Origin of the sequence: Bacillus aerolatus (assembly GCF_009183655.1) — a bacterium.
In the GTDB taxonomy this organism is placed as follows: Bacteria; Bacillota; Bacilli; order Bacillales; family Domibacillaceae; genus Pseudobacillus; species Pseudobacillus aerolatus.
Genome location: NZ_WEIO01000013.1, coordinates 1 through 25,610 on the forward strand (window position 1 = coordinate 1; position 25,610 = coordinate 25,610).

Annotated in this window: 19 protein-coding genes, 1 rRNA gene, 2 pseudogenes and 2 riboswitches; of the genes and pseudogenes, 5 read left to right on the forward strand and 17 right to left on the reverse strand. The window is 40.1% G+C overall.

Annotation, left to right across the window (positions count from 1 at the left end; genetic code table 11):
* The 6 genes from F9802_RS17200 to F9802_RS17225 all read right to left on the reverse strand — a co-directional run.
* Positions 1 to 116 (reverse strand): 16S ribosomal RNA (locus tag F9802_RS17200); the annotation flags it as partial.
* A 352-nt stretch (positions 117 to 468) separates the two neighbouring features.
* Entirely contained in the window at positions 469 to 1,803 is a 1,335-nt protein-coding gene (locus tag F9802_RS17205) for an NCS2 family permease (RefSeq protein WP_152154178.1), read from the reverse strand.
* 94 nt (positions 1,804 to 1,897) lie between these two features.
* Positions 1,898 to 1,999, reverse strand: a riboswitch (purine riboswitch).
* 82 nt (positions 2,000 to 2,081) lie between these two features.
* The gene (gene guaA / locus F9802_RS17210) at positions 2,082 to 3,602 is read right to left on the reverse strand and encodes a glutamine-hydrolyzing GMP synthase (RefSeq protein ID WP_225435390.1); all 1,521 of its coding nucleotides are present in this window, start codon (positions 3,600 to 3,602) and stop codon (positions 2,082 to 2,084) included.
* A 133-nt stretch (positions 3,603 to 3,735) separates the two neighbouring features.
* Positions 3,736 to 3,837: riboswitch (purine riboswitch) on the reverse strand.
* A 354-nt stretch (positions 3,838 to 4,191) separates the two neighbouring features.
* Positions 4,192 to 5,862 carry a M20/M25/M40 family metallo-hydrolase gene (locus tag F9802_RS17215; protein ID WP_152154183.1) on the reverse strand — a complete coding sequence of 557 codons (1,671 nt, stop codon included), beginning with the start codon at positions 5,860 to 5,862 and terminating at the stop codon, positions 4,192 to 4,194.
* A 260-nt stretch (positions 5,863 to 6,122) separates the two neighbouring features.
* Positions 6,123 to 6,950, reverse strand: a complete 828-nt coding sequence (gene nadE, locus F9802_RS17220) for an ammonia-dependent NAD(+) synthetase (RefSeq protein WP_152154185.1) — start codon at positions 6,948 to 6,950, stop codon at positions 6,123 to 6,125.
* Complete coding sequence (locus F9802_RS17225; protein WP_152154187.1) at positions 6,947 to 8,443, reverse strand: nicotinate phosphoribosyltransferase; 1,497 nt, start codon at positions 8,441 to 8,443, stop codon at positions 6,947 to 6,949. Before F9802_RS17225 ends, nadE begins: the two co-directional genes overlap by 4 nt.
* A gap of 214 nt (positions 8,444 to 8,657) precedes the next feature.
* On the opposite strand from F9802_RS17225, the gene F9802_RS17230 reads away from it, so the two are divergent.
* A complete protein-coding gene (locus F9802_RS17230) occupies positions 8,658 to 9,107 on the forward strand; it encodes a hypothetical protein (RefSeq protein WP_152154189.1) in 450 nt (149 codons plus the stop codon).
* Positions 9,108 to 9,181: 74 nt separating this feature from the next.
* Here the strand turns inward: F9802_RS17230 and F9802_RS17235 are convergent, their stop codons facing one another.
* The 5 genes from F9802_RS17235 to F9802_RS17255 form a co-directional block, all read right to left on the reverse strand.
* Positions 9,182 to 11,140 carry an LTA synthase family protein gene (locus F9802_RS17235; RefSeq protein ID WP_152154191.1) on the reverse strand — a complete coding sequence of 653 codons (1,959 nt, stop codon included), beginning with the start codon at positions 11,138 to 11,140 and terminating at the stop codon, positions 9,182 to 9,184.
* Between the two features lie 354 nt (positions 11,141 to 11,494).
* Positions 11,495 to 12,682 (reverse strand): M20 family metallopeptidase, encoded by a 1,188-nt coding sequence (locus F9802_RS17240; RefSeq protein WP_152154193.1) that lies wholly within the window; start codon positions 12,680 to 12,682, stop codon positions 11,495 to 11,497.
* Between the two features lie 2 nt (positions 12,683 to 12,684).
* Complete coding sequence (locus F9802_RS17245) at positions 12,685 to 14,127, reverse strand: MFS transporter (RefSeq protein ID WP_152154195.1); 1,443 nt, start codon at positions 14,125 to 14,127, stop codon at positions 12,685 to 12,687.
* Between the two features lie 331 nt (positions 14,128 to 14,458).
* A complete protein-coding gene (locus F9802_RS17250; RefSeq protein ID WP_152154197.1) occupies positions 14,459 to 15,517 on the reverse strand; it encodes a YkvI family membrane protein in 1,059 nt (352 codons plus the stop codon).
* 326 nt (positions 15,518 to 15,843) lie between these two features.
* Complete coding sequence (locus tag F9802_RS17255; protein WP_152154199.1) at positions 15,844 to 16,380, reverse strand: methylated-DNA--[protein]-cysteine S-methyltransferase; 537 nt, start codon at positions 16,378 to 16,380, stop codon at positions 15,844 to 15,846.
* Between the two features lie 76 nt (positions 16,381 to 16,456).
* Between F9802_RS17255 and F9802_RS20010 the strand changes: the two are divergent.
* A pseudogene (locus F9802_RS20010) lies at positions 16,457 to 16,555 on the forward strand (DNA-3-methyladenine glycosylase); the annotation flags it as partial.
* Positions 16,556 to 16,650: 95 nt separating this feature from the next.
* Here F9802_RS20010 and F9802_RS17260 read toward each other — a convergent pair.
* The 6 genes and pseudogenes from F9802_RS17260 to F9802_RS17285 form a co-directional block, all read right to left on the reverse strand.
* The gene (locus F9802_RS17260) at positions 16,651 to 17,505 is read right to left on the reverse strand and encodes a PepSY domain-containing protein (protein WP_152154201.1); all 855 of its coding nucleotides are present in this window, start codon (positions 17,503 to 17,505) and stop codon (positions 16,651 to 16,653) included.
* Between the two features lie 13 nt (positions 17,506 to 17,518).
* Complete coding sequence (locus F9802_RS17265) at positions 17,519 to 18,859, reverse strand: sensor histidine kinase (RefSeq protein ID WP_152154203.1); 1,341 nt, start codon at positions 18,857 to 18,859, stop codon at positions 17,519 to 17,521.
* Between the two features lie 4 nt (positions 18,860 to 18,863).
* The gene (locus F9802_RS17270) at positions 18,864 to 19,550 is read right to left on the reverse strand and encodes a response regulator transcription factor (protein WP_152154205.1); all 687 of its coding nucleotides are present in this window, start codon (positions 19,548 to 19,550) and stop codon (positions 18,864 to 18,866) included.
* Positions 19,551 to 19,563: 13 nt separating this feature from the next.
* A complete protein-coding gene (locus F9802_RS17275; protein WP_152154208.1) occupies positions 19,564 to 21,033 on the reverse strand; it encodes an SLC13 family permease in 1,470 nt (489 codons plus the stop codon).
* A 2-nt stretch (positions 21,034 to 21,035) separates the two neighbouring features.
* Positions 21,036 to 22,217 (reverse strand): glycerate kinase family protein, encoded by a 1,182-nt coding sequence (locus tag F9802_RS17280; protein WP_152154210.1) that lies wholly within the window; start codon positions 22,215 to 22,217, stop codon positions 21,036 to 21,038.
* 328 nt (positions 22,218 to 22,545) lie between these two features.
* Positions 22,546 to 23,166: pseudogene (locus F9802_RS17285) on the reverse strand (LysR family transcriptional regulator substrate-binding protein); the annotation flags it as partial.
* A gap of 25 nt (positions 23,167 to 23,191) precedes the next feature.
* Here F9802_RS17285 and F9802_RS17290 point away from each other — a divergent pair.
* The 3 genes from F9802_RS17290 to F9802_RS17300 all read left to right on the forward strand — a co-directional run bounded on the left by F9802_RS17290 (position 23,192) and on the right by F9802_RS17300 (position 25,451).
* Complete coding sequence (locus tag F9802_RS17290) at positions 23,192 to 23,512, forward strand: LysE family translocator (protein ID WP_263862325.1); 321 nt, start codon at positions 23,192 to 23,194, stop codon at positions 23,510 to 23,512.
* Between the two features lie 260 nt (positions 23,513 to 23,772).
* Complete coding sequence (locus F9802_RS17295) at positions 23,773 to 24,036, forward strand: ArsR/SmtB family transcription factor (RefSeq protein ID WP_152154212.1); 264 nt, start codon at positions 23,773 to 23,775, stop codon at positions 24,034 to 24,036.
* 470 nt (positions 24,037 to 24,506) lie between these two features.
* Positions 24,507 to 25,451 carry an LLM class oxidoreductase gene (locus tag F9802_RS17300; RefSeq protein ID WP_152154214.1) on the forward strand — a complete coding sequence of 315 codons (945 nt, stop codon included), beginning with the start codon at positions 24,507 to 24,509 and terminating at the stop codon, positions 25,449 to 25,451.
* The last annotated feature ends 159 nt before the right edge of the window (positions 25,452 to 25,610 follow it).

A 25,610-nucleotide genomic window follows, 5' to 3' on the forward strand; every position in this document is an offset into this window, starting at 1 on the left:
CTCACCCGTCCGCCGCTAACTTGAACTGGAGCAAGCTCCAGTCAAGTCCGCTCGACTTGCATGTATTAGGCACGCCGCCAGCGTTCGTCCTGAGCCAGGATCAAACTCTCCAAAAAGATGTTTGCATAGCTCATGTTTTAAAAATTAGAATTAACTTACTGGCATGTATTTTGTTCAGTTTTCAAAGATCAATTTCTCTTCGTCGCTCTATTGGCGACTTTCTTAATTTACCACAACTCGATTTGCTTGTCAAATATTTTTGGATTTTTTCAAGCTGTTGTTCGCCGTCATTAGCGACATTTATTACTATACCAACATTCTATAAAAAGGTCAACACTTTTTCGAAATTAATTCAATTCTTTTTTCGGCTTGTTTTCCTAAGCCTTCTTTCCCTCAAACAAACATCAAAAAAAGCTGCCTTCTACACTATAGAAGAAACAGCCTTTTGTTTAATATCAATTTTATTCTTTAAGCTAAGAATACAAAATAAAGCACGAAAATAATAAACAACAAATACATGATCGGGTGAATCTCTCTTCCTCTCCCTTTTACAATCATCGTAATTGGATAGAAGATAAAGCCAACGGCAATTCCTGTCGCAATACTGTAAGTAAGCGGCATCGCGATAATTGTTAAGAAAGCAGGAACGGCTACTTCAAACTTCGACCAGTCAATTTGACCGAGAGAAGAAACCATCAGAACACCGACGATGATTAGAGCAGGTGCTGTCACTGGCGCTGTAATGACTTCCAACAGCGGGAAAAAAAATATTGATAACAGGAAAAATCCTGCCGTAACGACGGAAGCAAATCCTGTTCTTGCACCGGCGGCCACTCCCGCAGATGATTCAATGTAAGAAGTAGTCGTTGAAGTTCCAAGCAGTGCACCAACAACAGTCGCACAAGAATCTGCGAAAAGCGCTTTGCCAGCACGCGGCAGTTTATTTCCTTTCATTAATCCAGCTTGGTTAGCAACTGCTACGAGCGTTCCTGCTGTATCAAAGAAGTCAACAAACAGAAATGTTAAGACAATAACAAGCATTTGAATCGTAAATATCTCAGATGGCGATTGGAAGATCGTTTCAAACGCCACTCCAAAAGTCGGTTCCAGACTTGGCACTGCTCCGACTACGCTTTTCGGCAAGTCAATCAATCCGGCAGCCATTCCGACTATAGCTGTAATAAGCATTCCGATAAATATGCCGCCGTTTACACCCTTCGTCATTAAAATGACAGTGATGAAAAGACCAAAGATGGCGAGCAGTGTATTGCCAGCTGTTAAATCACCCAGACCAACAAGGACAGCATCATTATTAATAATAACCCCTGCGTTTTGGAAGCCGATAAATGTTATAAACAATCCAATCCCGGCTCCGACTGCAAATTTCAACTCCGAAGGTATGGAATTGATTATTTTCTCTCTTAAGCCCGATAACGTCAATAAAATAAAAATAAGACCCGAAAACAAAACACCCGACAAAGCAGTCTGCCAAGGAACCCCGTAAGTTAAAACGACTGTATAGGCGAAAAAGGCATTCAGCCCCATCCCCGGCGCTAATGCTACCGGATACTTTGCCAGCAGACCCATTATTAATGATCCAACGGCAGCGGCGATGGCTGTAGCCACAAATACAGCGCCGTAATCCATACGCATAGCGTCGGGCAAATCAGGCACGCTCGTTAAAGACAATGTAATCGGATTAACAACAAGAATATATGCCATCGACAAAAATGTCGTTAGCCCCCCTATAAACTCGCGGCGGTAATTCGTGCCGAGTTCTTCAAACTGGAAAAACTTTTTCATGATAAACTCCTTCCTATTTTGGCAGCCAAAATAAAAACGCTTCGAACGAGAGTGTCCGAAGCGTGACAAAGGTGACAAAAAGATAAAAAGAGATCTATCTGTTCTGTCACCTCGTAGTCAAGCTATTTACGGCAGCTCGGTAGAAACTTTCGGGCCATATTCCCGATATTATACGAAGAAAACATTAAGATTTAATTCTTTTTCATTTTATCTAGGTTCGTGTTATCCGTCAAGCTAAACACGAACATTTTTTATTTATTTTATTCTTTTGTTCGTCTTTATTCCCATTCAATGGTAGCAGGCGGCTTGCTTGTAATATCATATACTACACGGTTGACATGAGGCACTTCGTTGACGATGCGTGTCGAGATCTTCTCAAGTACATCCCAAGGAATACGCGCCCAGTCAGATGTCATTCCATCAATCGATGTGACCGCGCGGATCCCAATCGTATAATCATACGTACGGGCATCCCCCATCACACCGACACTGCGAATGTCCGGCAGCACAGTGAAGTATTGCCAAATCTCACGTTCTAAACCGTTCAATCGTACTTCTTCCCGCAAAATAGCATCGGACTCGCGCACGATTTCTAGCTTGTCTTCGCTGATTTCTCCAAGAACACGAATGCCAAGCCCCGGTCCCGGGAATGGCTGGCGCCAAACAATATGATCTGGAATACCAAGCTCTGTTCCGAGCGCCCGGACTTCATCTTTAAACAATGTATTTAACGGTTCAATCAATTTAAACTGCATATCTTCCGGCAGCCCACCTACGTTATGATGAGATTTAATTGTTTGGGCTGTCGCCGTTCCACTTTCAATAATATCTGTGTAAAGTGTGCCTTGTGCTAAAAACTCGATACCTTCCAGCTTTGTAGCCTCATCATCAAAAACATAAATGAATTCATTACCGATGATTTTTCGTTTCTGTTCCGGGTCAGATACGCCTTTTAATTTATTTAAGAAACGGTCTTGCGCATCTACTTTGATAACGTTCATATGAAAACCTTGTGCAAATGTTTCCATTACATCATCCGCTTCGCCTTTGCGCAGCAGACCGTGATCAACAAAGATACATGTCAGCTGATCACCGATCGCTTTATGAATCAATACCGCTACAACAGAAGAGTCCACGCCTCCGCTCAGTGCGCAAAGTACTTTTTTGTCACCAACAATTTGGCGGATTTTTTCCATTTCCACTTCAACGAAATTCCCCATGGACCAGTCGCCGCTGCAGCCGCAAGCTTCGAAAACAAAGTTTTTTAACAGCTCAATGCCATAGACGGAATGCTTGACTTCAGGATGGAATTGCACCGCATAAAGCTTCTTTTCTTCGTTGCTGATGGAAGCGATCGGACAAGATGGATTAACTGCATCGACAGAAAAACCTTCCGGAGCGGCTGTTACTAAATCACCATGGCTCATCCAAACAACTTGATCATTCGGCAGACCTTTAAAAAGTGCCGTTTCGTTTTGGACTTGAATAGCCGCTTTTCCGTATTCACGGTGTGAAGCGGCTTCCACTTTCCCGCCAAAATGTTTTGTCATCAACTGCATACCGTAGCAAATGCCAAGAATCGGAATATTCAATTCAAAAATCTCTTCGTCGCAATGAAAAGCACCTTCTGAATATACGCTGTTCGGTCCACCAGAGAAAATGATCCCTGTTGGATTGATTTCTTTTATCTCTTCCGCCGTAATCGTATGCGGATGAAGCTCACTGTACACACCAAACTCACGAATCCGGCGAGTAATTAACTGATTATATTGACTGCCAAAATCCAGAACAAGAATCATTTCCTGGTTATGTAATTCTGCTTTTCCTGCCACTCTTTCCACTCCTCTGTTGTGCATTAAGATAGCGCTCGACGCGTATAAAAAAACAAAAACTAGAATCCCTTCGATGCTGAAAGCAGAATTCTAGTTGTTTTCAAAAAGAATCTGCCTTCATAGTCCAATCATTTACGGTGACTTGGTAGAAACTTTCGACCCATATTATCGAAAATATATGAAGGGCCGACTGATTATTCGAGCTAATTTGACCTCATTTTATATCTATCCTAAAGAGCGGTCAAGGTGTTACTCTGTTAATTAAATTTTCAGTCAAAAAGGTAATCTATTGAGATGCCAGCTTCTTTCAGCGCCCTTCTATATAGATTTGCACGAAAAAGGATTGATTATACAAAGAGAGATGCTGGCTCTTCCTCGTTTGATTGGAGCAACTTGGATATATAAAAGTATCGCCATATAACAAATTAAATTTAAAAATGGTATAATTCACCAGACCTCAACCCCTAAGTTACCGGACTACACTTTGGAACAATCTGTAATTTTCCCCGCAACACGATGAGACCGCGGGTGATAAACCCGCGGCCTCATCACTAGCTTATTTTACCATCAAACAGTTCAACAGGCTGATCGTTACTTCCCTGATTAATCCGGGCAGCACACCAAATGAGTACGGTTTGTAGACGCGTTCTGTCCATTTGTGGCCATCTTTCCCGTACACACCTATGTTGATCGATGGAATATTCAGTCGGCGTATTTCTTCTATTGGCAACGTATACAGGCGGCCAAGATCCGGCAAATTATTCAACAGACTCTGCAGTTCTTCATTCGTTTCATGAATAGATAAATAGCTGCCGTCTGCCAAGTATGGGAAGAACTTTTTTACTGCAAACTTTTCGCCGGATTGTTTTTCCGCTTTCTGAAGCACCAATTGGATCGTCGATAAAATGGCCTGATCTGCTTCATTATCTTCTCTGAGAAAGTTATGCGGCAAATACGGAGGGGCGAAAAATAAAACAATACGCGGCTTCTTAAATGGATCCAGTTCGTTGAGCACTTCCACAATTTTAAAAGAAATCATCCGCAGATCAAGCATGCTGTATTCTTCCGCCACTTGCGCGCAAACAGCAGCGACGTTAATCCCTCTTTCCACCAGTTTTTTGCTGTACTCTTCAAAGGAAACCACCTCAATGTCCCAATTCAGCTGTTTGCGCGGCTGGCCGGAGCGCTGCACGAATTTCTTATATTGTCCCTCCAAGTACCCTGAAACCTCTTCGCACGCTGCCCTTGCAATGCCGAGCAGTTTATTCATGACGTCAGCCGCTAAGTTGCGGTAAAGAAAATAGTTAAAATATAAATAACTGCTTGCCGCTGTCTGGACGTTGTACGTAAATTTGTTATCGCGCTGCAACAGGCATGCCGGCGGCAGCACTAGCTCACCTTCAATATTTTCGCACAAATCCACATTATTATGAATTCGTTTTGTCAACTCCGCGGCGATAAAGTTCGGATCCACCCCTTGGAGCGTATCACCAACGTGGGCTTCTCTTCCGTGAATATAAAAGCTCGGCAAGATTTTGCCAACGGCTCCCGTATAAATGTACCTTGTGTGATCCCCGTCATATTGCGGAGTAATAAAGTCATTATTAATCGCTGCCACATACTCTAAATCCCATTCTTTTTTTAACCGCTCCAATTCAAACAGCGCGCTTTTTATGCCGGCATGTTGGCTTTCTTCGTCAGGGTTAAACATAACGAGCAAATTGCCGGACAGTTTTTCGGGGTGATCGGAAAAATAAAGAAGATTGGCAAGGTGTATTGCAGCCCCGCTTTGCATATCCACCGAACCGCGGCCGAACATCCACTCTCCGGACTGCGCATCTGCTTGAACGTCTGCATCATAGCTGTATTCAAGAAAATAGTTTAGTAAAAAGTCGGGATCGAACGCATATTTACGCAAGACACCGAAATCTTCTATTCCCACCGTATCAATATGAGCGTGATAAATAATCGTCTGCTTCGCTTGAACGCCTCCTTTTACAAAAGCAAATATATTTTTGCGATTTAAGGCATCATCCACAATGGTCTGTTCCCACACAAGAGTCGGCTTTTTTTGAAAGTAAGGAAAAGACCTTAAAATAGCTGTAATCGCATCAGCGACAACGACTTCTCCTTTTTCCGATCCGTTAATGCTCGGAATAGCAACCAATTCTCTCGTCAACTTTTCTACTTGTTCGTAAAGGGCTAGTTGTTTTAACTCCCTGTACATGTCTCCCGTTCCTCTCTGTTTATTAAATCCCATTCTTTACTTGCCATCAGCAAACTGGCTTATCTTTATACTATGAAAGCATTCAAATATTTGTAATCGCCTACAGTAAAAGTGAAACGAAGGCTGATTTCGTTTCACTTGCAACATCGGAAAACGGACCCGCCAAACGCCTTTATAGATGAATACCATATGAAATAAATGCACAAAAGGGCTGCCCTAAAAGTCTGTTATTCACTGACTTTTAGGGCAGCCCCTTCTGCTTATTTCCAAAAATCATCAAAGATTGTGACTGGCAAGTGCCGCTTATGTCTGGAAGTTAAATAAAGGTGCTCAATTCGTTCTCTGGCAGCTTCTGGCACTTCTTTCCCTTCCAAGTAGTCGTCTATATACTCATAAGAAACACCTAGAGCTGTTTCATCAGGGAGCATCGGGCGGTTGTCTTCTAAATCAGCTGTTGGCACTTTATTGTATAGATGTTCCGGACAGTTCAGCTCCTTTAACAGCTGGCGGCCCTGCCGCTTATTCAAGCGAAACAATGGAACGATGTCGGCCCCGCCATCTCCATACTTTGTGAAAAAGCCAGTGATCGCTTCAGCCGCTTGATCGGTACCGAGAACAATGCTATTTTTCATTGCAGCAATGCTGTACTGGGCTTTCATCCGCTCGCGTGCTTTCTCATTTCCTTTCGCAAAATCCGTCAGCTCAATGCCAACCGCTTTTAGTGCCTGTTCGCTTGCATCCACAGCGGCTTTAATATTGATCGTGTATATTTCATCCGGCTGGATAAAGTTAAGTGCATCCTGGCAGTCATCTTCATCTTTTTGAACGCCGCTCGGAAGCCGAACAGCGTGGAATTTATATTCATCTGAGCCTGTTTCTTCTTTCAGTTCATTTGCTGCCATTTGCGCCAGCTTTCCGGCCAGCGTGGAATCTTGCCCTCCGGAAATACCGAGGACAAACCCTTTTAAAAAGGAATGCTTTCGTACGTACTCTTTCATAAAGTCAATGCTTTTGCGTATTTCTTCCTGCGGGTCAATTTCCGGCTTTACTTTTAATTCTTCGATAATTTGCTTTTGCAAGTCTGTCATTCTTTGTTCTCCTCCTTAAGATGATGCCCACCCAGCCTCTTCTCCGTTTTTTCTTTTATTTCTTGAATAAGTTCCATTTTATTATTCCAGCATTTTTCACTTAAGTCGACCGGATAAGCTTCCGGATTCAAAATTCGCTTATATTCATCCCACAAAAGATCAAGACTTCCCCTCAGCTGACGGCGCATTTCAGAAAGTTCCGGAAGCTGATAAACGAGTTCTCCATTTACAAAAATATCCTCGTGCAAATCCCTTGCTTCAAAATTAGTAACGAACTTAGAGATGTACGTATGCACAGGATGAAACATTTTAATTTTCTTCTGCGCATACGGCTTTTCACCTTCAAGTACAATATAATCTCCTTCTGATTTGCCGCTCGTTCGGTTAACAATCCGGTACACTCTCTTTTTCCCAGGCGTGGATACTTTTTCAGGATTACCGGAAATCTTTATTGTGTCTTCCATTTCCCCGCGTTCATTTTCAATTGACACTAATTTGTAAACGGCTCCGAGTGCTGGTTGATCAAAGGCGGTGATGACTTTTGTGCCGACTCCCCACATGTCGATTTGTGCTCCTTGTGCTTTCAGATTTAAAATCGTATATTCATCAAGGTCGTTGGAAGCGATAATCTTTGTTTCGTGGAATCCAGCTTTGTCCAGCTGCTTTCTCGCTTCCTTCGATAAATAAGCAAGGTCGCCGCTGTCGAGCCTTATGCCTGCGAACCGAATGCGGCTGCCCATTTCCTTTGCTACTTGAATAGCGATAGGCACGCCTGACTTTAACGTATCGTACGTATCAACTAAAAACACACAGTTTTTATGGGCTTCAGCATATTTCCGAAAAGCGGTATATTCATCTTTATAAGCTTGAACCATGGAATGAGCGTGCGTGCCTGCCGTCGGGATGCCGAATAGTTTGCCGGCGCGCGCGTTGCTTGTTGCGTCAAAGCCGGCAATGTACGCAGCGCGTGTCCCCCAAATCGCAGCATCCAATTCCTGCGCCCGGCGCGTGCCAAATTCCATGACGACATTGTCGCCGCTCACGGTTTTAATTCGGGCTGCTTTCGTGGCAATAAGCGTTTGAAAGTTAATCATATTCAGCAAAGCCGTTTCAAGCAGCTGGGCTTCAATGAGCGGCGCTTCTACCCGGACGAGTGGTTCATTCGCAAAGACGCATTCTCCTTCTTTCATGGAACGAAGACTTCCTGAGAACTTCAAGCTTTTTAAATACTGCAAAAAGCCCTCGTCATACTCGCCGATTGTATGTAAATAATCAGTATCACTATCTGTAAATTGAAGGCTTTTAATATAATCAATTACCCGTTCTAAACCGGCAAAAACGGCATATCCATTTTCAAACGGCATTTTTCTAAAATACAAATCGAACACTGCATTCCTTTCATGAATGCCATCTTTCCAATACGTGTAGGCCATATTAATTTGATATAAATCCGTGTGTAAAGATAAGCTGTCGTCTTCAACTTGATAATTCATCCATATCGCCCCTTTATCGATTATGTTACCACGTTTCCCGTTCCTTCAATCCTTATGCGGCTGTTTTCGCTTTTCCATTGTCAGCTTTACGAAACATTGTTATTCTTTAAAGCAGAACTTCATACTTTTTTATTCAAAATAAAGTGGATAAGTCTCTCCCAAGTGAAAAGTGGGTATAAGACTAGTACAAAAATAGAGGGAGAAGAGATTCAACATGAATGAAAAGCTATTGATATGCTGGGATAGCCTGAATAAAGGATCTGGAGAAGAAATGAACATCGAGCAGTTAAAACAGTTGTTTCAAGACAAGAAAATAAAACAGTTAATCAAACACGCCAGAAGCCTCTATAAAATGGACATACCTGGACAGCAGTCGCCAGCTTATTCTTTTTCCGTCATGCATGATGTGCCGATGGATGAAGAAACTGAAATAAACCCTGTTACCGAAAGTAGCACAGTCATATACGAAGGGAAAGGCAATGACTATAAAGAATTTTTGATCGCTTTAAATGTTATGCTGTCCCTCATCCAGTCATCAGCCGAAAAGTGTATTTTTATTATTAAAATTGCAGCGGAGCTTAAATATGTAAATAGAGAAGTAGGAACAAGGTTTATCGATGACCTCGCCAAAGAAGTGTTTATATATGCGAAGAAAAAGAAATAGTTAATATAACAATAACAATGAAAAAAGCTGTTGAGAAGGATTTTTTCTCAACAGCTTTTTATATTACATAATACTTATGAATCTTTTCTATCTGACTTCGTTCTATCTGGATGATGGGTATAATCATAGTCAGAAGGATTTACTTTTTCAAAGCCTTTCGGTGTATAAAAACGTAATAAGTCTTCGTTTACTACTTTGTCTGAAAGTCGGAGTTTCTTTTGGACGATTTCGGCATCTCGTTTGATCTGCTCTGTTTCCTCTATTTGTTCTCCGGTCGTCGTATTATAATACTTATCGTTGATTGCTGTTACTTCCTTGCTGATAAAGTCCCCATTTCGGAATGGAACAACGGGGTTATGATCAGGAGAAAGTAAATCTGTCCCCATGTGCACATACTCTTTCGTATCTTTGCCTAATAGGTGAAGAACTGTTGGCAGCAAGTCAATCTGACCGCCATATTGATGCTGCACTCCACCTTTGACACCTGGAACATGAATAAATAAAGGTACCCGCTGCAACTGAGCATTTTCAAACTTGCCTACTTCTTTTCCCGTAACAACGGACATCGCTTTATTATGGTTATCTGAAATTCCGTAATGATCTCCATACATAATAATCATCGAGTTATCATATAACCCGGATTTCTTCAAATGACCGAAGAATTCCTGCACCGATTCATCCAAGTATCTGGCCGTTTGGAAATAACCATCAACAGACTTGTCCCCTGTATGATGCTGTTCAATGGTTGCTTCTTCCGGATTCAGCGGAAATGGGAAATGGTTCGTTAGCGTGATAAATTTCGCATAAAACGGCTGCTTCACGGTTTTGAGTAATGGCATTGACTCTCTAAAGAACGGCTTATCTTTCAATCCATAATTTAAGACGTCCTCTTTATTCATATCGTAATAGCTGGAATCGAAAAACTGATCAAAACCTAATGATTTATAGATTTCATCCCTGTTCCAAAACGACTTCTTGTTGCCATGGAATACAGCGGATGTATATCCTTGCTGCCCTAAAATAGCTGGAGCTGCCTGGTACGTGTTATGTCCTTTCATTGAAAAAGCAGATCCTTGCGGTAATCCGAACAATGAATTTTCAAGCATGAATTCCGCATCGGCCGTTTTCCCTTGCCCTGTTTGATGGAAGAAGTTATCAAAGTAAAACGTATTTGGGTCATGAGATAACGAATTTAAAAACGGTGTCACTTCTTTTCCATTTAGCTTATAATCAATAATGAAATTTTGCAGAGATTCTAAATGAACATAAATAACATTCATTCCTTTTGCCTTTCCAAAATATTGCGGGTTAGGCTCTGCATACATAGACTTCGTAAAGTTAGTAACTTCTGTAATATCATTGCTGTCTGCCAAAGCACGCTGCGTAGAAGCCTTCGAGCTTTGGATCGCATCATAAATAGTGTAATTGTACATACCTAAATACTTCACAAGATAGTTCCGATCAAACGTTCTTGTTAATAACTGAGGACGGTCTATTTCTGCCAGTCCTAGATTGGCTGAGAAAAAAATCGCTGCTGTTATAAAGACCGCCGTTACTTTACGGCGCTTTAATTTAGCCGGTTCAGGTTTAATGTATTTGGAAAATAAAAGAACTGTTAAAATCATAGTATCAAGAAAATATAAGAAATCATATGGATGCAGCAAAGCACCAATACTTTTACCTAAATCGCCAGCGTTATCTGTTTGAGTAAGCGTTGGCAAAGTAATAAAGTCGGTAAAAAAACGATAGTATACGATATTCGCATATAACAAGACTGATAAAAGGAAATCAATCACAATGATCCATACAAAAGATCTTCTTCCCCTTGCAAAAAGAGCAAAACCCATAAAGAAAATAGCAGAGCTAATTGGATTGATAAACAGTAAAAACTGCTGCATTAAATTATCTATGCCTAAATCAAATTCTACCCGATAAGCTGTATACGTTTTGATCCAAAGAAGAACCACTGCCAGCGAAAAAAAGATAATAGGTTTGCTAAGAGAAAACGAACTCCTATTTGCTGTGTTCTTCATTACATTTTCACCTCTACTCATATAAATACAATTGTATACTCCATTGTATACAACTTTATTTGGTTAAAACTTCAAGAACTTCGGGGCACGAAACAAAAAACTAACATACTAAATGATAAGTACTGTAGATAAAAAAGTCAACACCATTGCTCTTGGTAACATCCCCCTTACTTTCCTCCTTCATTACGCATACGCACATCAGCACATCACTTAAACATAGAAATTATTATTTGTTTCACCGCTTACATTGTAACGAAGGGGATTTTTTCGCAGACAAAAAAGGCCGTCCGAAAATCAGTTATTCACTGACTTATAGGACAGCCCTTCTTACGATTAGTCAATACCTTTTTCTCTTTAATCTAACTCAAAATAACTGCAGACGACCTGGCCAACTGATTTGGCGGCAACAAGAAGCGCCTCTTCATCAATATCGAATTTTGGGTGATGATTAAAATAAGCTTTTTCCACGCCTTTCGGTTTACAGCCAATGTAGAAGAAACAGCCTGGGATTTTTTTTGCGTAGTACGAAAAGTCTTCGGATCCAGAAAACATTGGGAATTCAACGATTTTCTTAACATCTGGATCATTCATACTTTCAAGGCTTGCGACCACATCTGTCGTTATTTTCGGATCATTATATAACGGCGGATAATCAGGTGCATATGTCAGCTCGCATTTGACGCCGAATTCTGCTTCAACTCCGCCGACGATGCGGTGAATTTCTTTTTCGATCAACTGCTGTGTTTCACCTGTCATATAACGTACATCACCTTCAAGCTCCACACTGTCTTTAATGACATTGAATGCACCTTTCCCGTCAAAAGAACCGATGGTTACCACGCCGACATCGAACGGATTCAACCGGCGGCTGATAATCGTTTGAACAGCTGTCACAAAGTGAGAACCGGCGACAATCGCGTCGTTTGCTAAATGCGGGGAAGAACCGTGGCCGCCGGTGCCTTGGATCACGAGTTTAAAATACGTTCTTCCCGCCATCGCATAACCGCTGCGGTAGCCTACGTCACCTGTCGGATTTGTTGGGAACAAGTGGATGCCGAAGACCGCATCTAAGTCATCAAGCACACCTGATTCCACAATGCTTTTCGCTCCGCCAGGCGGGGTTTCCTCCGCGTGCTGGTGAATAATTTTAATCGTTCCAGCAATGAACGATTTTAATTGAATAAGGCAATCCGCCAGAATTAATAAGTAGGCGGTATGCCCGTCATGCCCGCATGCATGCATGACACCCTCATTTTTTGATTTAAATGGCACGTCTGTTTCTTCCAAAATCGGCAGCGCATCAAAGTCTGCCCGGAGGCCGATCGTTTTCCCTGGTTTCTCTCCCTTGATTGTAACAATGATTCCATAACCATTCCCTACATTTGTTTCTACTTCTACATCTTTCCCTTTATAAAAGTTTGCAATGTATTGAGCTGTTTTTTCTTCTTTAAAGGACAACTCAGGATTTTCGTGTAAATAACGACGGATTTGAATCATTTCATCTTTACGCGCTTCCAACATTTCCATCAATTTGCTTCTCATGTTCATTGCCTCCCTTTATTTATTATAAGTGAATGGTCGGAAAGCCCTTCTCTCAGTGACGGTTTACTCGATTTTCCCCCGGTGCTTTTTGGAATGGTAAACATAATGGACAGTAGAGCGAGTACCGCAAACAGCACATTCGTGACCAGTCCTGCAGATGCCGCTGCTTCAACATTCCCAGCTGCGGCAATTGTACTATAAACAGTAGCGGATATTGCCACACCAAATGACCCGCCAAGTGAACTCGCCATTTTGTAAATCCCTGACGCCTCACCGATTTTTTCCGCGGGCGCATTGGAAACGGCTGTGTCTGTAGATGGAGTAGCATACATTCCGAGTCCGATACCAAATAACATAAAGCCGATAAAGACTACTACTGTATAAATTGTACCCGGAAAGAATGTAAGAGCCATCACGCCAACACCGACCGCTGTAATAATTGGACCCAGGATCATCGGTTTTCGAGCGCCGGCCCGCTGCAATATTTTTTCGCCGACACGGATCATCAATAATACAGCCACTAAGTAACCGAGTGATAACATGCCGGATTGAAAAGCAGTGAATCCTCTGCCAACTTGGACATATGTATTCGCAACAACGAGCGTTCCGGCCACAGCATTCAGCAAAAAGTTTGAAATAACCGCGCCTGTGTAAGGCTTGTTTTTAAACAATGAAAAATCAATAAATCCATTTTGTTTTCCTTTTACAAACTTAAAGAAAATAAATACCCCAATGACTGTGACCGCAATTAAACTTAATGTGAGTACGCTTGTCCAGCCAAAATCAGCCCCGCGTGTAATCACTAAATTTAAAGCAATCATAACGATAACGAATACAAACAACCCGGCAAAGTCAAATTTAGAAGCAGTTGTTTGTTCCACTTTACTTTCCGGTGTATCTTTAATTAGAATCATCGCAAGCAGGGCAAAAACAATGGAGAAGATGAAAATCCATTTCCACCCCATATAAGTGGCAATGGCTCCCCCCGCAAAAGAACAAACCCCTGAACCTCCCCACGATCCAATGGACCAGTAGCTTATAGCACGCTGCCGATCGGCTCCTTCATAATAATCTTTAATTAAAGCAATTGTCGCAGGCATGATACAGGCAGCTGACAATCCTTGAATCACACGCCCGATAATCAGCAGCACGGCACCTTGTGCAAAAATGAGGCAAAGCGAACCGATAATACTCAATGTTAAACCGATATATGTCATTTTCTTTCGGCCAACTTTATCAGCCAGCCCGCCGGCAGCAACAACAAATATACCCGAAAACAAAGCTGTTAAACTAATGGCTACATTCAATATACCAAGCGAAATGCCCAAGTCCGACTGAACAGCTGGAACAACATTAACCATCGCCTGGGCAAAAAGCCAAAACGTAATAACACCAAACACAATTCCTGTAATCATTTTATTTGTTCCTTTATAACCCGCTTCCATAGTGTCCCCCTTGATGTTCTCTGTCAGTTTCTTTTCCTTTTCCACTTTTAGCAAGACAGCAGCCTTCATGTGAAATTGCTGGAGAATTCCCTTTTAATGTGTACTCATACGATCGTAATCATCCTGTAAAAAAGAGTTAAGTACAACTAAACCGCTCATTTTTGACTTTTTTGAGGATAGGTTATTTGACTTCGAGAGGCTAGGCGCTGAAGCTGGACATCGATCTAGCCCTCTCAAAGTTATCCTCTGTAAATTTATCATTTCCTAGACAATGAAAAAAGAGGCTTCTCATAAGTTCGATGAACTTATGAGAAGCCTCTTTAAACTTGTCCTACCTATTAACAACCTTCTCAGGAAGTTTGATCGAAGCAACAACAAGTGCCCCGACGAGGAACAAACCAAGATATCCGATGAGCGGATAGAAGAAAGCAACAAGCTTTGTAAAGCCTGCGAAACTTGCAACGAATGCAACAATTCCTGTAATGATGACAAATACGTTGAACTTCTTCGTATTCGATTCAATAAAACGGGCCCCAAATGCATAGAACATGCTGACTGCTGTGTTGAAGATCATACCGAATAAGATGATTGACATGAAAACCGCAAGAACCGGCGAAATATCATCGACTATTTTTAGCATTGGCATGTCGAAATTTGCTACTTTATCAATTTTCGCGAAGATCGCAAGATGGCTAAGAACGATAAGAATACCTAGACCAAGTCCACCAACGAGACCGCCGAGCGCTGCCGTTTTCTCATCTTCCTCAGCTCCACCCATGACGAGCGTCATTGCGGCACCGACCGCGATGTTAAACGACACATAGTTGACTGCTGAGATGAACCAGTGCGGCAGGGCTGATTTCTGTGCTTCTGCAATCGGATTCAGTTCTGCAAATGACAAATCCATTGTGAGCAGACTATATATACTAATAAGGATGACCGCGAGCACAAGGAATGGCGTTATACTGCCGATAACTGCGATAACCTTTTGAACGTTCAACATAACTGTCACTATGACAAGAACTGTCATAAGAACGCTTCCAACAAACGGCGCTAATCCGAACTGCTGATTAAGAATTGAACCAGATCCAGCAATCATTACGACTCCAACGCCGAACAGTGTGAAGATAATTATATAATCAACGACGACTCCAAGATAACGGCCGCTGATTTTGTAGACCACATCTTTATGAGATGTTGTCCGCATACGGCTTCCAATTCTTGTAAGTGTCATGCCAAGGTATGCGAACAGCGCTGTCGCAACGATAGCTGCCGCAGTTCCAAGGTGGCCAAAGCTCGTGAAGTATTGTAAAACTTCCTGTCCTGAAGCGAATCCTGCACCGACGATAATTCCAATGAAGGCGCTTCCCATTTTTAATATTTTTCCCATAATGCCTCCCGAGTACTCTTGTTGTTTTTAAATACTAACTTTACGAAATAGTTAAAAAAATCAGTGTAAGCGTTTTTAATCCTTTCTTAATTTATCACTATTGTCATTGTTTTTCAATAAAAAAAAGCACGATCATTGATTTGCGAAAAAACTCCACAAAAAGAAGCGTTCCCTGATGTATCTTTCAACATTGGAGGAGAACTGATCGCTAAGGGAGATTATGTAATGTGGGACGCTGGGAACATGGGGATACAATATACAGAGCTTGTTTTCAGTAACCTGCCTGTTGGTTCTCTTCCTGCGGCAAATGCGGGGTTTTCACTGCCTTAGGCATCGGCCGCTCCTCCGCTTTGAGTTTCTAATTGAAGCAGATATTGCTTCATCTCCATGCCTCCCCGGTAACCTGTTATCGCCCCACTCTTTCCAATGACACGGTGACACGGCACTGTAATCAACACCGGGTTGGCCCCGATAGCTGTTCCAACAGCGCGAACCGCCTTAGGTCTTTGAATGAGCTCGGCAATATCGGAATAAGAATACGTTTTTCCATAAGGAATCTGCTTTAACGCTTCCCAAATTTCTTCTTGAAACGGCGTTCCTTTTACGTCTACAGGCAATGAGAAAGATTGCCGTGTCCCCTCAAAATATTCATGCAGTTCATTTATATATGGCTTTAAAACTTCTTCATTTTTTACAAGAGACGCTTTCGGAAATTGTTTTTGTATCCAAGCTTCAAGCTCCTCATACGACTGCCCGGGTGAGCCTACATAGCAAAGCCCCTTTTCCGTCTTCGCTGCATATAATTGCCACTGATCGTATTCCAGAATCGCCCAGTCAATCATTTGTTCTTTATCATTAATCATGATTCTCCCGCTCCTTATTCAAGTTGTGGTGATAGTCTTTTCGATAGCTTGATGATGTGCACCCTAACTTCTGACAGAAGAAAAACCTACTAAAGAAGAGATTCTTAAATTATCTGCAGCGTGGACCAATTGGGAATCCTATGCGACTTTTTATTTATGGAGATTAATTTATTAATAGTAGTTCCAGTTTCATACATAAGAGTAACTGAACAGCGGAGTCTACTCTTCAGTTACTCTTTAAAAAACACAATTTTCAACATAAACTATTATTTAATCATCATTGTCCGTACTGTTTTCGTCGTCATCATTGAGATCATCCTCGTCGTCGTCGTCTTCAACATCATCATCCCCGCTTGGTTTTGGATCAGATTGTGGTTTTGGCTGTGGCTTTGGCTGTGCTTTTGCGTACCAGGAAATGGATGATACTTTGCCTGTATTGGCTTGAACGTACACGTGAGCACCTTCTGACGGGCCATCAACTGTCACTTTGTAATGTTTCCCATTTTGTGTGATTACTTCTGATAAGTTTGTCACTTTCCCATTAATTTGCTGTAACGCGATATTTCTTGCTTGCTGTTTTGAAATGAGCGATGTGTTTGTATTGCTCTTTTGTTCTATTCCTTTAGATAAGTGATCTTTCATTTGAGTATTTGAGGCCATTTTCTTTTCTGTATTGGCCACAATCTTTTTCTTTTTTAAATCATATTCAACGCTATAATGCTTATCGTCTTTTTTAACGGTTGCTTCTGCAAATGCTCCCTCTTTTTTATTGACTTGTTTAATTTGATCTATTCGTCCGTTTAATTCTTTCTCTATATTTTTTTTCGCTTCGTCAATAGTCAGCAGACTTTCTTTTCTCTTAATGAGCCGAACATTACTAACTTTCTTCGTGTTTCCATCGACATACATATTATAAATCCCTTTATGATTGTCGATTGATATTTGATAGTTGTTATTCTCTTTATTTACGGTTGTATTAAGGACTTTGCCTCCGTATAACTTTACAGCGATTGCTTCAGCTTCTTTTTGAGAAATATTTACAGGGTGCTCTTTTTTAAAAATTTGAAATAAAGTAAAGGACAAACCGAAAATAATAAATACAATTAGTAAAACTTTCACTTTCATGAGACTACACCTCTTATTTTGGCAATGTAACAGTAAAAGTGGACCCTTTTCCTTCAGCACTTTCCAAAGTTATATTACCATCATGCTGTTCGGCAATCCGCTTAGCGATTGATAGCCCCAACCCTGATCCCCCTGTTTTCCGGCTTCTCGTTTTATCTACACGATATAATCTGTCAAAAACATGTGGTTGAGTGTCAAGCGGTATTCCAACCCCATTGTCCTTTACACTAAGGCTCATACTGTTATTCGTTTCTTTCACTTCTACTAGAATATCATCGTCACTATATTTCTTTGCATTATCTAACAAAATAACTAGTAACTGAACAAAGCTTTGTTCATGTATTTTCATATGTATTTCGCGCTGTTCATTTTTCAAATAAATAGTATGTTTAAAGGCTTGCTGCAGCCGCTGAATCGTCGTCTCGACAATCGATATAATGTTTACCACTTCTTTTTCACTTTCAATCACTTCTTCAGATTTTGCCAATTGCAATAACTGCTCTGTTAAATATTTCATGCGGCTTGATTCAGACGCAATTGCATCAATGGCTTCTTCCAATATATCAGGACGCTCTTTCCCCCAACGTTTTAATAGTTTCACATAACTATCAATTACCGTTAAGGGCGTCTTTAATTCGTGAGAGGCATCGGCTACGAATTGTTCTTGCTTAGAATAACTTTTTTCCAGTTTTTCCATCATTCGATTAAACGTACTCGCCATTTCATTTAATTCGTCTTTCGTATGGTTTGTTATGGCAATTTGCTCATACGATTCGTTTTCTTCTATCGTTTTCATTGTTTGAGTGAGCCGCTGTATTGGCCGCGATATCACTCGGCCTAAAAAGCCGCTGGCTGCAAATAAAATAATAATAACAACCATCGTTGCGAACATTAACACCCATTTTAAATCATCGACGCTGCTAAAAAGTAAATCAACATTTTCAATCACTTGTAAATTCACAACTGCTCCATTTTCATTAATAGCAGGAATGGAGACGATCACAAACATAGAGTCCTTATATTGCACTACTCCCTCAAATTGATCATCGTCATACTTACTTCGAATATTTCGATAATCGTTATTTGTTGTCACTTCAATTACAGGATTGTTATTGCTGTCAACGATACGAATCATGCCGTCGCTTATTAAATATGCCTGCAATACTTGCACCATTGATATATTTGCATTCGTATTCATCTCTTCTGCGATATTATTCGACGTATTCGTTAAGCGATTTTGTTCAGATGTTGTAGTTGTATTTTTGAATACAAAATAAATCGATGTATTTGCTATTATGAGCAGGACGATTAACACAACGGTTGTTGATAGTTGTATACGTGTTCGTAACCTCATACGCTTAATCCTTTATCATATACCCGACTCCGCGAACGGTTTGAATAAAAGGATCTTCCTTCGAGTCAGTTAATTTTTTTCTTAAATATCGAATATACACATCTACCACATTCGTATCCCCGTAATAGTCAAATCCCCATACTTCATTTAGAATTTGCTCACGCTCAAGTGCCCTATTTTTGTTCTTTACTAAATACAGCAGGAGTTCATATTCTCGCGGAGTCAATTCTACCATTGTTTCATTTTTATAAACTTCCCTTGTATTCGTATGAATAGTAATTGAGTGAATAACGTGAACATTGGATGCCAATTCAGAGGTATCCTTAAGCTTAAAACGTAAATTTGTTCGTATTCGGGCTAGTAACTCTTCGATTTCAAACGGCTTTGTCATATAATCATTTGCCCCTAGATCTAATCCGCTCACTTTATCGTATACTGAACTGCGGGCTGTCAGCATAATGATCACAATTTCGTTGCTTATGTGACGAACCCGCCTTAAAACTTCCATTCCATTTAATTCAGGTATCATTACATCTAAAATAACTAAATCAATTTCTTTATCTTCTATCATCGATAACCCATCTCTGCCTGTATGGGCAACACTTACTTCATAACCTTCGTATTCTAATTCCAGCTGAATCACTCGTGCAATTTTCTCGTCATCTTCAACAATTAATATAGAATGACTCATCATTTCACCTCTTTTATAAGGACATTCCCGTCCACTGCCAATAAGAATAATAGAATATTATCATGGTTAGTATATAAAGAGGCATAAGGATTACACTAATTTTCACTAGATGTTTTGCATCATATGAGATTTCTCCTTCTTCATAAAAGAGAAGCAATGCCTTCGAACTAACAGGAACCGTAATGCAATAATTCATGCCTATTAAACTTAAAAAAACAACAGTTGAAGGATTAATGCCTATAGTTTCACTAAATAATAATAAACTTGGAATAAAGACGACTGCACGCGTAGTGTGAGAAGTAATGTATAAATGACTAGTAACCGCCACAATCAAGATGATGAGCACGAGCAACCACTCTGGTGCGTTCACAAATAAATGCAGGACACTAAACATTTCTTTTTCCATCCAACTTACCACACCTGTATCGACTAACACTTTTCCAAGTGCAGTTGCTGCAGCAACAAATAAAATCAAATTCCAAGATACTGACTTAACTCCCTGTTTCCAGGTAATCACTCCGTAATTCGGCAGCATAAATAGGAGAGCACCCAGTATCGTTATAAACGCCAAATCATAGCCATGTATGCTTTCCGTCACCCAGCCAATAATCATAATCGAAATTAACGCCACCGTCTTTACTTCTTTTCCATTCATCGGCTGATTTGATACAACAGTTTCATTCGCCCGTACGTTTTCTATCCCCTTTGATACATCTTTCGGCCACAACATCCATTTTATAATAATACAAGCAAGAAGTGTAACAACTAAAGTAAAAGGTACTCCCCATATTAACCATTGAAAATAGGAAATAGATTGACCGGCCGTGCTTTCAAGCAAACCAATTCCAATTAAATGAGATCCAGCACCAATTAAAGTCGCTGATGTGCTCATTAAGATAACAACTGGCGCTATAATCGCTAGTACACTTTGTTCATTGGCAGAAAATGTTTTATTTAGCTGTTTAATAATTGGCATTGATAGTGCAGCTCGCCCTGAAGTAGATGGGATGAAAAATGCCGATACGAGTAAACCTGAAGCAATTCCAAAAAGCACACTGTTTTTATTAGTTGACCTGCTCAGTATGAAACGACTGAACCGTTCGGCTAATCCCGATTGTTTAACTGCTTCTCCAATGACAAAAGAGCCAATCATTAACCACACTACTTCTTCAGAGAGTGAATGGTATAGCAGCTCTGCCTCTTCCGCTTTCATCAAGACGATGAATACAAGGAGTCCAATTGCCACAAATCCAGCAGGAATTTTCGTAGTGATCCACAATATCATCGCCGATAAAAAAGCAAACAAAGCTATTTTGGCACGATTGTCTAGATCGTCCATCAATACAATGAACACTGAGAATAAGACGTGTACACTTACAATTACTAATGACTTTGTGGAAAGTGCATTAATCAAATGAGAGATTTGATTATGTCTATGTCTTTGTCTATGTCTTTGTCTATATTTAACCATTCTCGTTATCATTTTCAAGAAATCCTTTCTTTTAAGAAGCTCCTCTTAGCAATTTGCAAGCCGATTGTCACTTGTCTTAACACAGACTCCGTGCTTTCTTCAATCCATTGTGGTGCTTTTATCATTGCCCTTTCTAAAGTTGTAGGTTTTTGAATGATACTCAAATAGGCATCTATACCTGAACCGTAGTTTAAGTCTGCTCCTTTTCCAATTGTGCCAGTGATTGCAATCACTGGAATGTGATATGATTTTGCAATTCGCGCTACTTCGGACGGGATCTTCCCATTCGGCGTTTGAAAATCTAAACTGCCCTCGGCTGTAAGCACAACATCTGCAGCTGCGATTTTTTCTTCTATATTGATGTAGTTTAAAATAATGTCAAAACGCGGATGTAATGTGGCACCTGTAAATGCAATAAGGCCAGCGCCTAATCCGCCTGATGCACCGCTGCCCGGTAAAGACCGAACATCTATCGACATCGCTTCTTGAATGATAGCAGCATAATGTTCTAAAGCGGATGATAATTGTTCAACTTGTTCTGGTGTCGCTCCTTTTTGAGGACCAAAGACACGCGCCACTCCATTTTCCCCACATAAAACGTTCTTCCAGTTACATGCCACATCAATCGTCACATTAACCAATCGTTTATCTAGATTGGCCGTGTCTATAGAGACCACCTTAAGCAAATCTTCTCCACCATTGATTCCTACAATTTGCCCGTTCTTGTCCAAAAATTGGACCCCCAATGCTTGAGCCATTCCTGCCCCTCCATCAGATGTACCGGAATCTCCACACCCAATCAAGATATTGTCAACACCTAAATCAAGTGCAGAAAGAATCAGCTCACCCACACCATACGTAGATGTCTTTAACGGATTTCTTTGATCACGCGGCACCAGCTTTAAACCTGCTACTGCTGCCATTTCGATAACAGCTGTTCGTTTATCATTCTCAACAAAAATTCCAAAATAACTTGAAATTTTCTCTCCTACTGGACCAGTCACTTCCTTATAGATTAATTCCCCGCCTTTTATATTAACGATAGTCTTCGCAAACCCTTCCCCACCGTCAATCATTGGTACCACTTCAACATCAAGGGACTGATCGAAACGTCTCGCCCCCCGTTCCATCGCTAAAGCCACTTCCTCTGCATCAAGACATTCTTTAAATCCAGACGGCACCATTACAACTTTCATTTCATATTCCTCCTCAAAATCTTTTATTAATTAGTAGTCTACCGACTAAAGACTAAGAGTTTTTTAGAGAAACATTAAAAATTGATTAGAAGGTGATAATTAACGCTCATAATCACTTCTTGTAATTTGACACTTGCTATAACTAGACTTTTAAAACAGAATTACAGCGCAAAAAATCGCCGGAATGATGAAGTGGGATTTAAAAAAGCCCAGCAGCGATTAGGATACTTAGATATTCAAACAACGATAAGCGTCTATGCATATATGACTGACAACACGAAAAAAAGGCCTCTCAACAGTTTAGTAAACTGATGAGAGGCCTTTAACTTTAATTGTGATATCTTTTATCAGTTTCACTAATCGAATTTAAAACAAGTTCAACAAAAGCCTCTACTGCTGGAGACAGCCATTTTTTCTTTTTTATCAGCATATGGGAATAAATTGGGTCGAATTTTTCAAAATGACTTAGGATTTTTAGCTTGCCGCTATCTACTTCTTCTTTCACTGTAATATAAGGCAAAACAGAAAATCCAAGTCCACTCATAACAATCTGTTTGATTGCTTCTATACTCCATAACTCCATTGTTTGAAAGTTGCAAATGTCATGCTTTAAAAGATATCTTTCAAACATTGTCCGATAACTACAGCCTTCTTCATTTGTTATAAAAAAGTGGCTGGTGTTATTTTTTTTATATTCATCAAAATGATCCGGACCGTCATTACTACTTACAAGGACGATCTTTTCCTCAACTAAAGAATAATGAATGCATTTTTCTAGATTTATTTCTGGATAGACCATTAAAGCAACGTCTACCCTTCCACTCATTAAATCAATTTGGTTTTGCCCACATGTACCATTGGTTAATATTATGTGGACATGAGGGTATTTTAAGGAATATTCCCTTATTATTGGACCTAATCTAGAGATTGTTAAAGACTCTGGTGCAGCCTATCTGCTCTATTTGGCTTGGCAAGTGGGTTTTCACCAAAGTTCAGGGAAGAACTCTAAAGATGTGCACTCCTCTTTTTTATCAGGTTTTATCTTTCAGATCATAAATGTCAAAAGCATTTTGTTCTTTTTAACAGTAATGAGTGCTTTTATTTTGCCGTTTAATCATTCTCTTAAATCCATCGTTTTTTATTTAACTTTAGCCATTTTTCTAGGATGGTTAGCGTTACTTTTGTGGTCAGGGTTCGGCTCGATTTTTAAAAAGTTTTTTGCTAAACATGACAAGTCATTTCGATTAATTATGTGTTTGTTGTTAGTCTACTCTGCAATAACTATTTTTCTTTAAAACTAAGAAGGAATAATTTTGTTTTGTCTGAAGGGGTACTCCTTTTGTCAACAGGGCTTACATTTATGTAAACGAGATAGAAATCACCAAAGAACTTCTTTTGGAAAATGGTTCATTATGGATTTCAATTGATGTGGCACTCATTATGTGACAAATTTATATGATGGAATTGCTATTTTTTGACTTCATACTCATTTTGAGATACTCTATTTCTGTAAATACAGAAATAGAGTATAGCATTTGAGAGGATGTTGTGTACAGTGACTGAGGGTTTCAAAGTCAAGCTTTACAAAGCGCTCGGTGAAACAACACGACTACAAATTGTAGAAATTCTTGCGAAACATCCAGAGTTGTCTTGTCAAGAAATTGCCGATCAATTAAATATCGCCGCCAACTCTACATTGACATATCATTTAAAACCACTACTTGATTGTGGATTGCTTTCCGTTCGCAAAGAAGGAACTTTCCGGTACTATAGTTTGGAGCGTCCAATCCTCGAGCAGTACGCCCCCGCTTTACTTTAAAAATAAAGCGGAATACTTATCTTCTCTATTTCGGGATTTACTGAAATATATAAACGCAACAAGACCTTGGAGTAGTATTTTCTAGATACATTAATAAAAATAGTTACTCAATGCCCACGTTGCTCACAAGGGGAACTTCCAATGCTATGCGTCTCTATACTTGTGTCACAAGAAAAATAAAGTGACGATTTTTATTCTCTATTTCGGTATTTAGAGAAATACTGAAATAAAAGAAAGTAAGATTACTATAAAAAGTAATGAAGGAAGAATGAGAGGTACAAAAGCGATTCTGATAAGAACAAGGCCAAGCGGTTCTTTCTATAAAGGTGAGTAATGCCCGGGTGGGGGAAAAATAGATACGGTCAGCCGAAATGGCAAACAGCTTAGATATGCATGGTAAAAGAAATTCCTACTTTTAATATACATCTTTAAATAAATTTTGATTATTGGAAGGAAAGGCTAGAAATTATATGAGTAAATTTGAAAATCATAATGGATATTCGAGAACATTTCAAGAAAATAAACTGACTTTAGGTTTGACTTTTCCCCTTGAAGCCTATCAGGGCAATGTTCCAAAAATGGACTTGGATCAGCAAATAAACCTGGCTAAAGTTGCCGAAAAGGGGAATTTTGCTTCTCTATTTGCGCGGGATGTTCCATTAAATGATCCTTCATTCGGAGATGCAGGACAAATGTATGATCCATGGATATTCCTTAGTTATATCGCAGCGCATACAAAGGAGATTGCCTTAGGAACAGCAAGCGCAATCACATCATTTCAACATCCGTTAAACCTTGCTAAATCAGCGGCTTCCATGGATAAAATTTCAGATGAAAGGCTTTTGTTTGGCCTTGCAACTGGAGATCGCCCGATTGAATTCAGCGCTTTTGATGTGAATCGGGAAAAAAGATCCGAATTTTTTCAGGAAGCTTTGTATGTAATGAGGGAAGCCTGGGCAAAATCATTTCCGGCGATTCATACAGACAGAGTAAATCTGACAGGAGTAACAGATATTCTACCCAAACCGGTTTTAGGTGATATTCCCACATTTGTAACAGGTTTTTCCGGACAATCGCTGGAATGGATTGCGGAAAATAGCGATGGATGGCTTAGTTATCCACGTAACCCAGCGCAACAGCAGAATCTCATTAGAGAGTTTCGGTCATTAACTGATCGATTTAAACCATTTGCCCAATCTCTATATGTTGATTTATCTGAAGATCCGGATGAGGGGCCAACACCTATTCACTTAGGATTCAGGAGTGGTCATAAATTCTTAATTGAATTTCTAAATGCATTACAAGAAGTCGGAGTGAACCACGTGATAATCAATACCAAATTTGTTCGTCGCCCTGTAGAAGAGGTCATACAAGAATTAGCGGAAGAAGTCGTCCCTTATTTTCCGGCACTGTAACAGTTGTAACGTCTAAAAGGTTCGTCCAAGAAAAAAACAATTATTTTACATTCTTTATTGGGAGTGATTGTTGAATTAAAAGCTCTCAACGATATAGTTTGAAAACACTCAAATTCAGGAAAATTTTTAAAAAGTGGAAAATGCAATTGAGGTTAATTT

Coding starts and splice junctions, on each gene's coding strand:
- F9802_RS17275 (WP_152154208.1), bottom strand. CDS start 21,033: ATGATAACGAGAATGGTTAAATATAGACAAAGACATAGACAAAGACAT.
- F9802_RS17270 (WP_152154205.1), bottom strand. CDS start 19,550: ATGAGTCATTCTATATTAATTGTTGAAGATGACGAGAAAATTGCACGA.
- nadE (WP_152154185.1), bottom strand. CDS start 6,950: ATGACAGACTTGCAAAAGCAAATTATCGAAGAATTAAAAGTAAAGCCG.
- F9802_RS17235 (WP_152154191.1), bottom strand. CDS start 11,140: ATGAAGAACACAGCAAATAGGAGTTCGTTTTCTCTTAGCAAACCTATT.
- F9802_RS17245 (WP_152154195.1), bottom strand. CDS start 14,127: ATGGAAGCGGGTTATAAAGGAACAAATAAAATGATTACAGGAATTGTG.
- F9802_RS17280 (WP_152154210.1), bottom strand. CDS start 22,217: ATGAAAGTTGTAATGGTGCCGTCTGGATTTAAAGAATGTCTTGATGCA.
- F9802_RS17250 (WP_152154197.1), bottom strand. CDS start 15,517: ATGGGAAAAATATTAAAAATGGGAAGCGCCTTCATTGGAATTATCGTC.
- guaA (WP_225435390.1), bottom strand. CDS start 3,602: ATGATTCTTGTTCTGGATTTTGGCAGTCAATATAATCAGTTAATTACT.
- F9802_RS17230 (WP_152154189.1), top strand. CDS start 8,658: ATGAATGAAAAGCTATTGATATGCTGGGATAGCCTGAATAAAGGATCT.
- F9802_RS17215 (WP_152154183.1), bottom strand. CDS start 5,862: ATGTACAGGGAGTTAAAACAACTAGCCCTTTACGAACAAGTAGAAAAG.
- F9802_RS17255 (WP_152154199.1), bottom strand. CDS start 16,380: ATGATTAATGATAAAGAACAAATGATTGACTGGGCGATTCTGGAATAC.
- F9802_RS17240 (WP_152154193.1), bottom strand. CDS start 12,682: ATGAGAAGCAAATTGATGGAAATGTTGGAAGCGCGTAAAGATGAAATG.
- F9802_RS17265 (WP_152154203.1), bottom strand. CDS start 18,859: ATGAGGTTACGAACACGTATACAACTATCAACAACCGTTGTGTTAATC.
- F9802_RS17300 (WP_152154214.1), top strand. CDS start 24,507: ATGAGTAAATTTGAAAATCATAATGGATATTCGAGAACATTTCAAGAA.
- F9802_RS17205 (WP_152154178.1), bottom strand. CDS start 1,803: ATGAAAAAGTTTTTCCAGTTTGAAGAACTCGGCACGAATTACCGCCGC.
- F9802_RS17225 (WP_152154187.1), bottom strand. CDS start 8,443: ATGAATTATCAAGTTGAAGACGACAGCTTATCTTTACACACGGATTTA.
- F9802_RS17260 (WP_152154201.1), bottom strand. CDS start 17,505: ATGAAAGTGAAAGTTTTACTAATTGTATTTATTATTTTCGGTTTGTCC.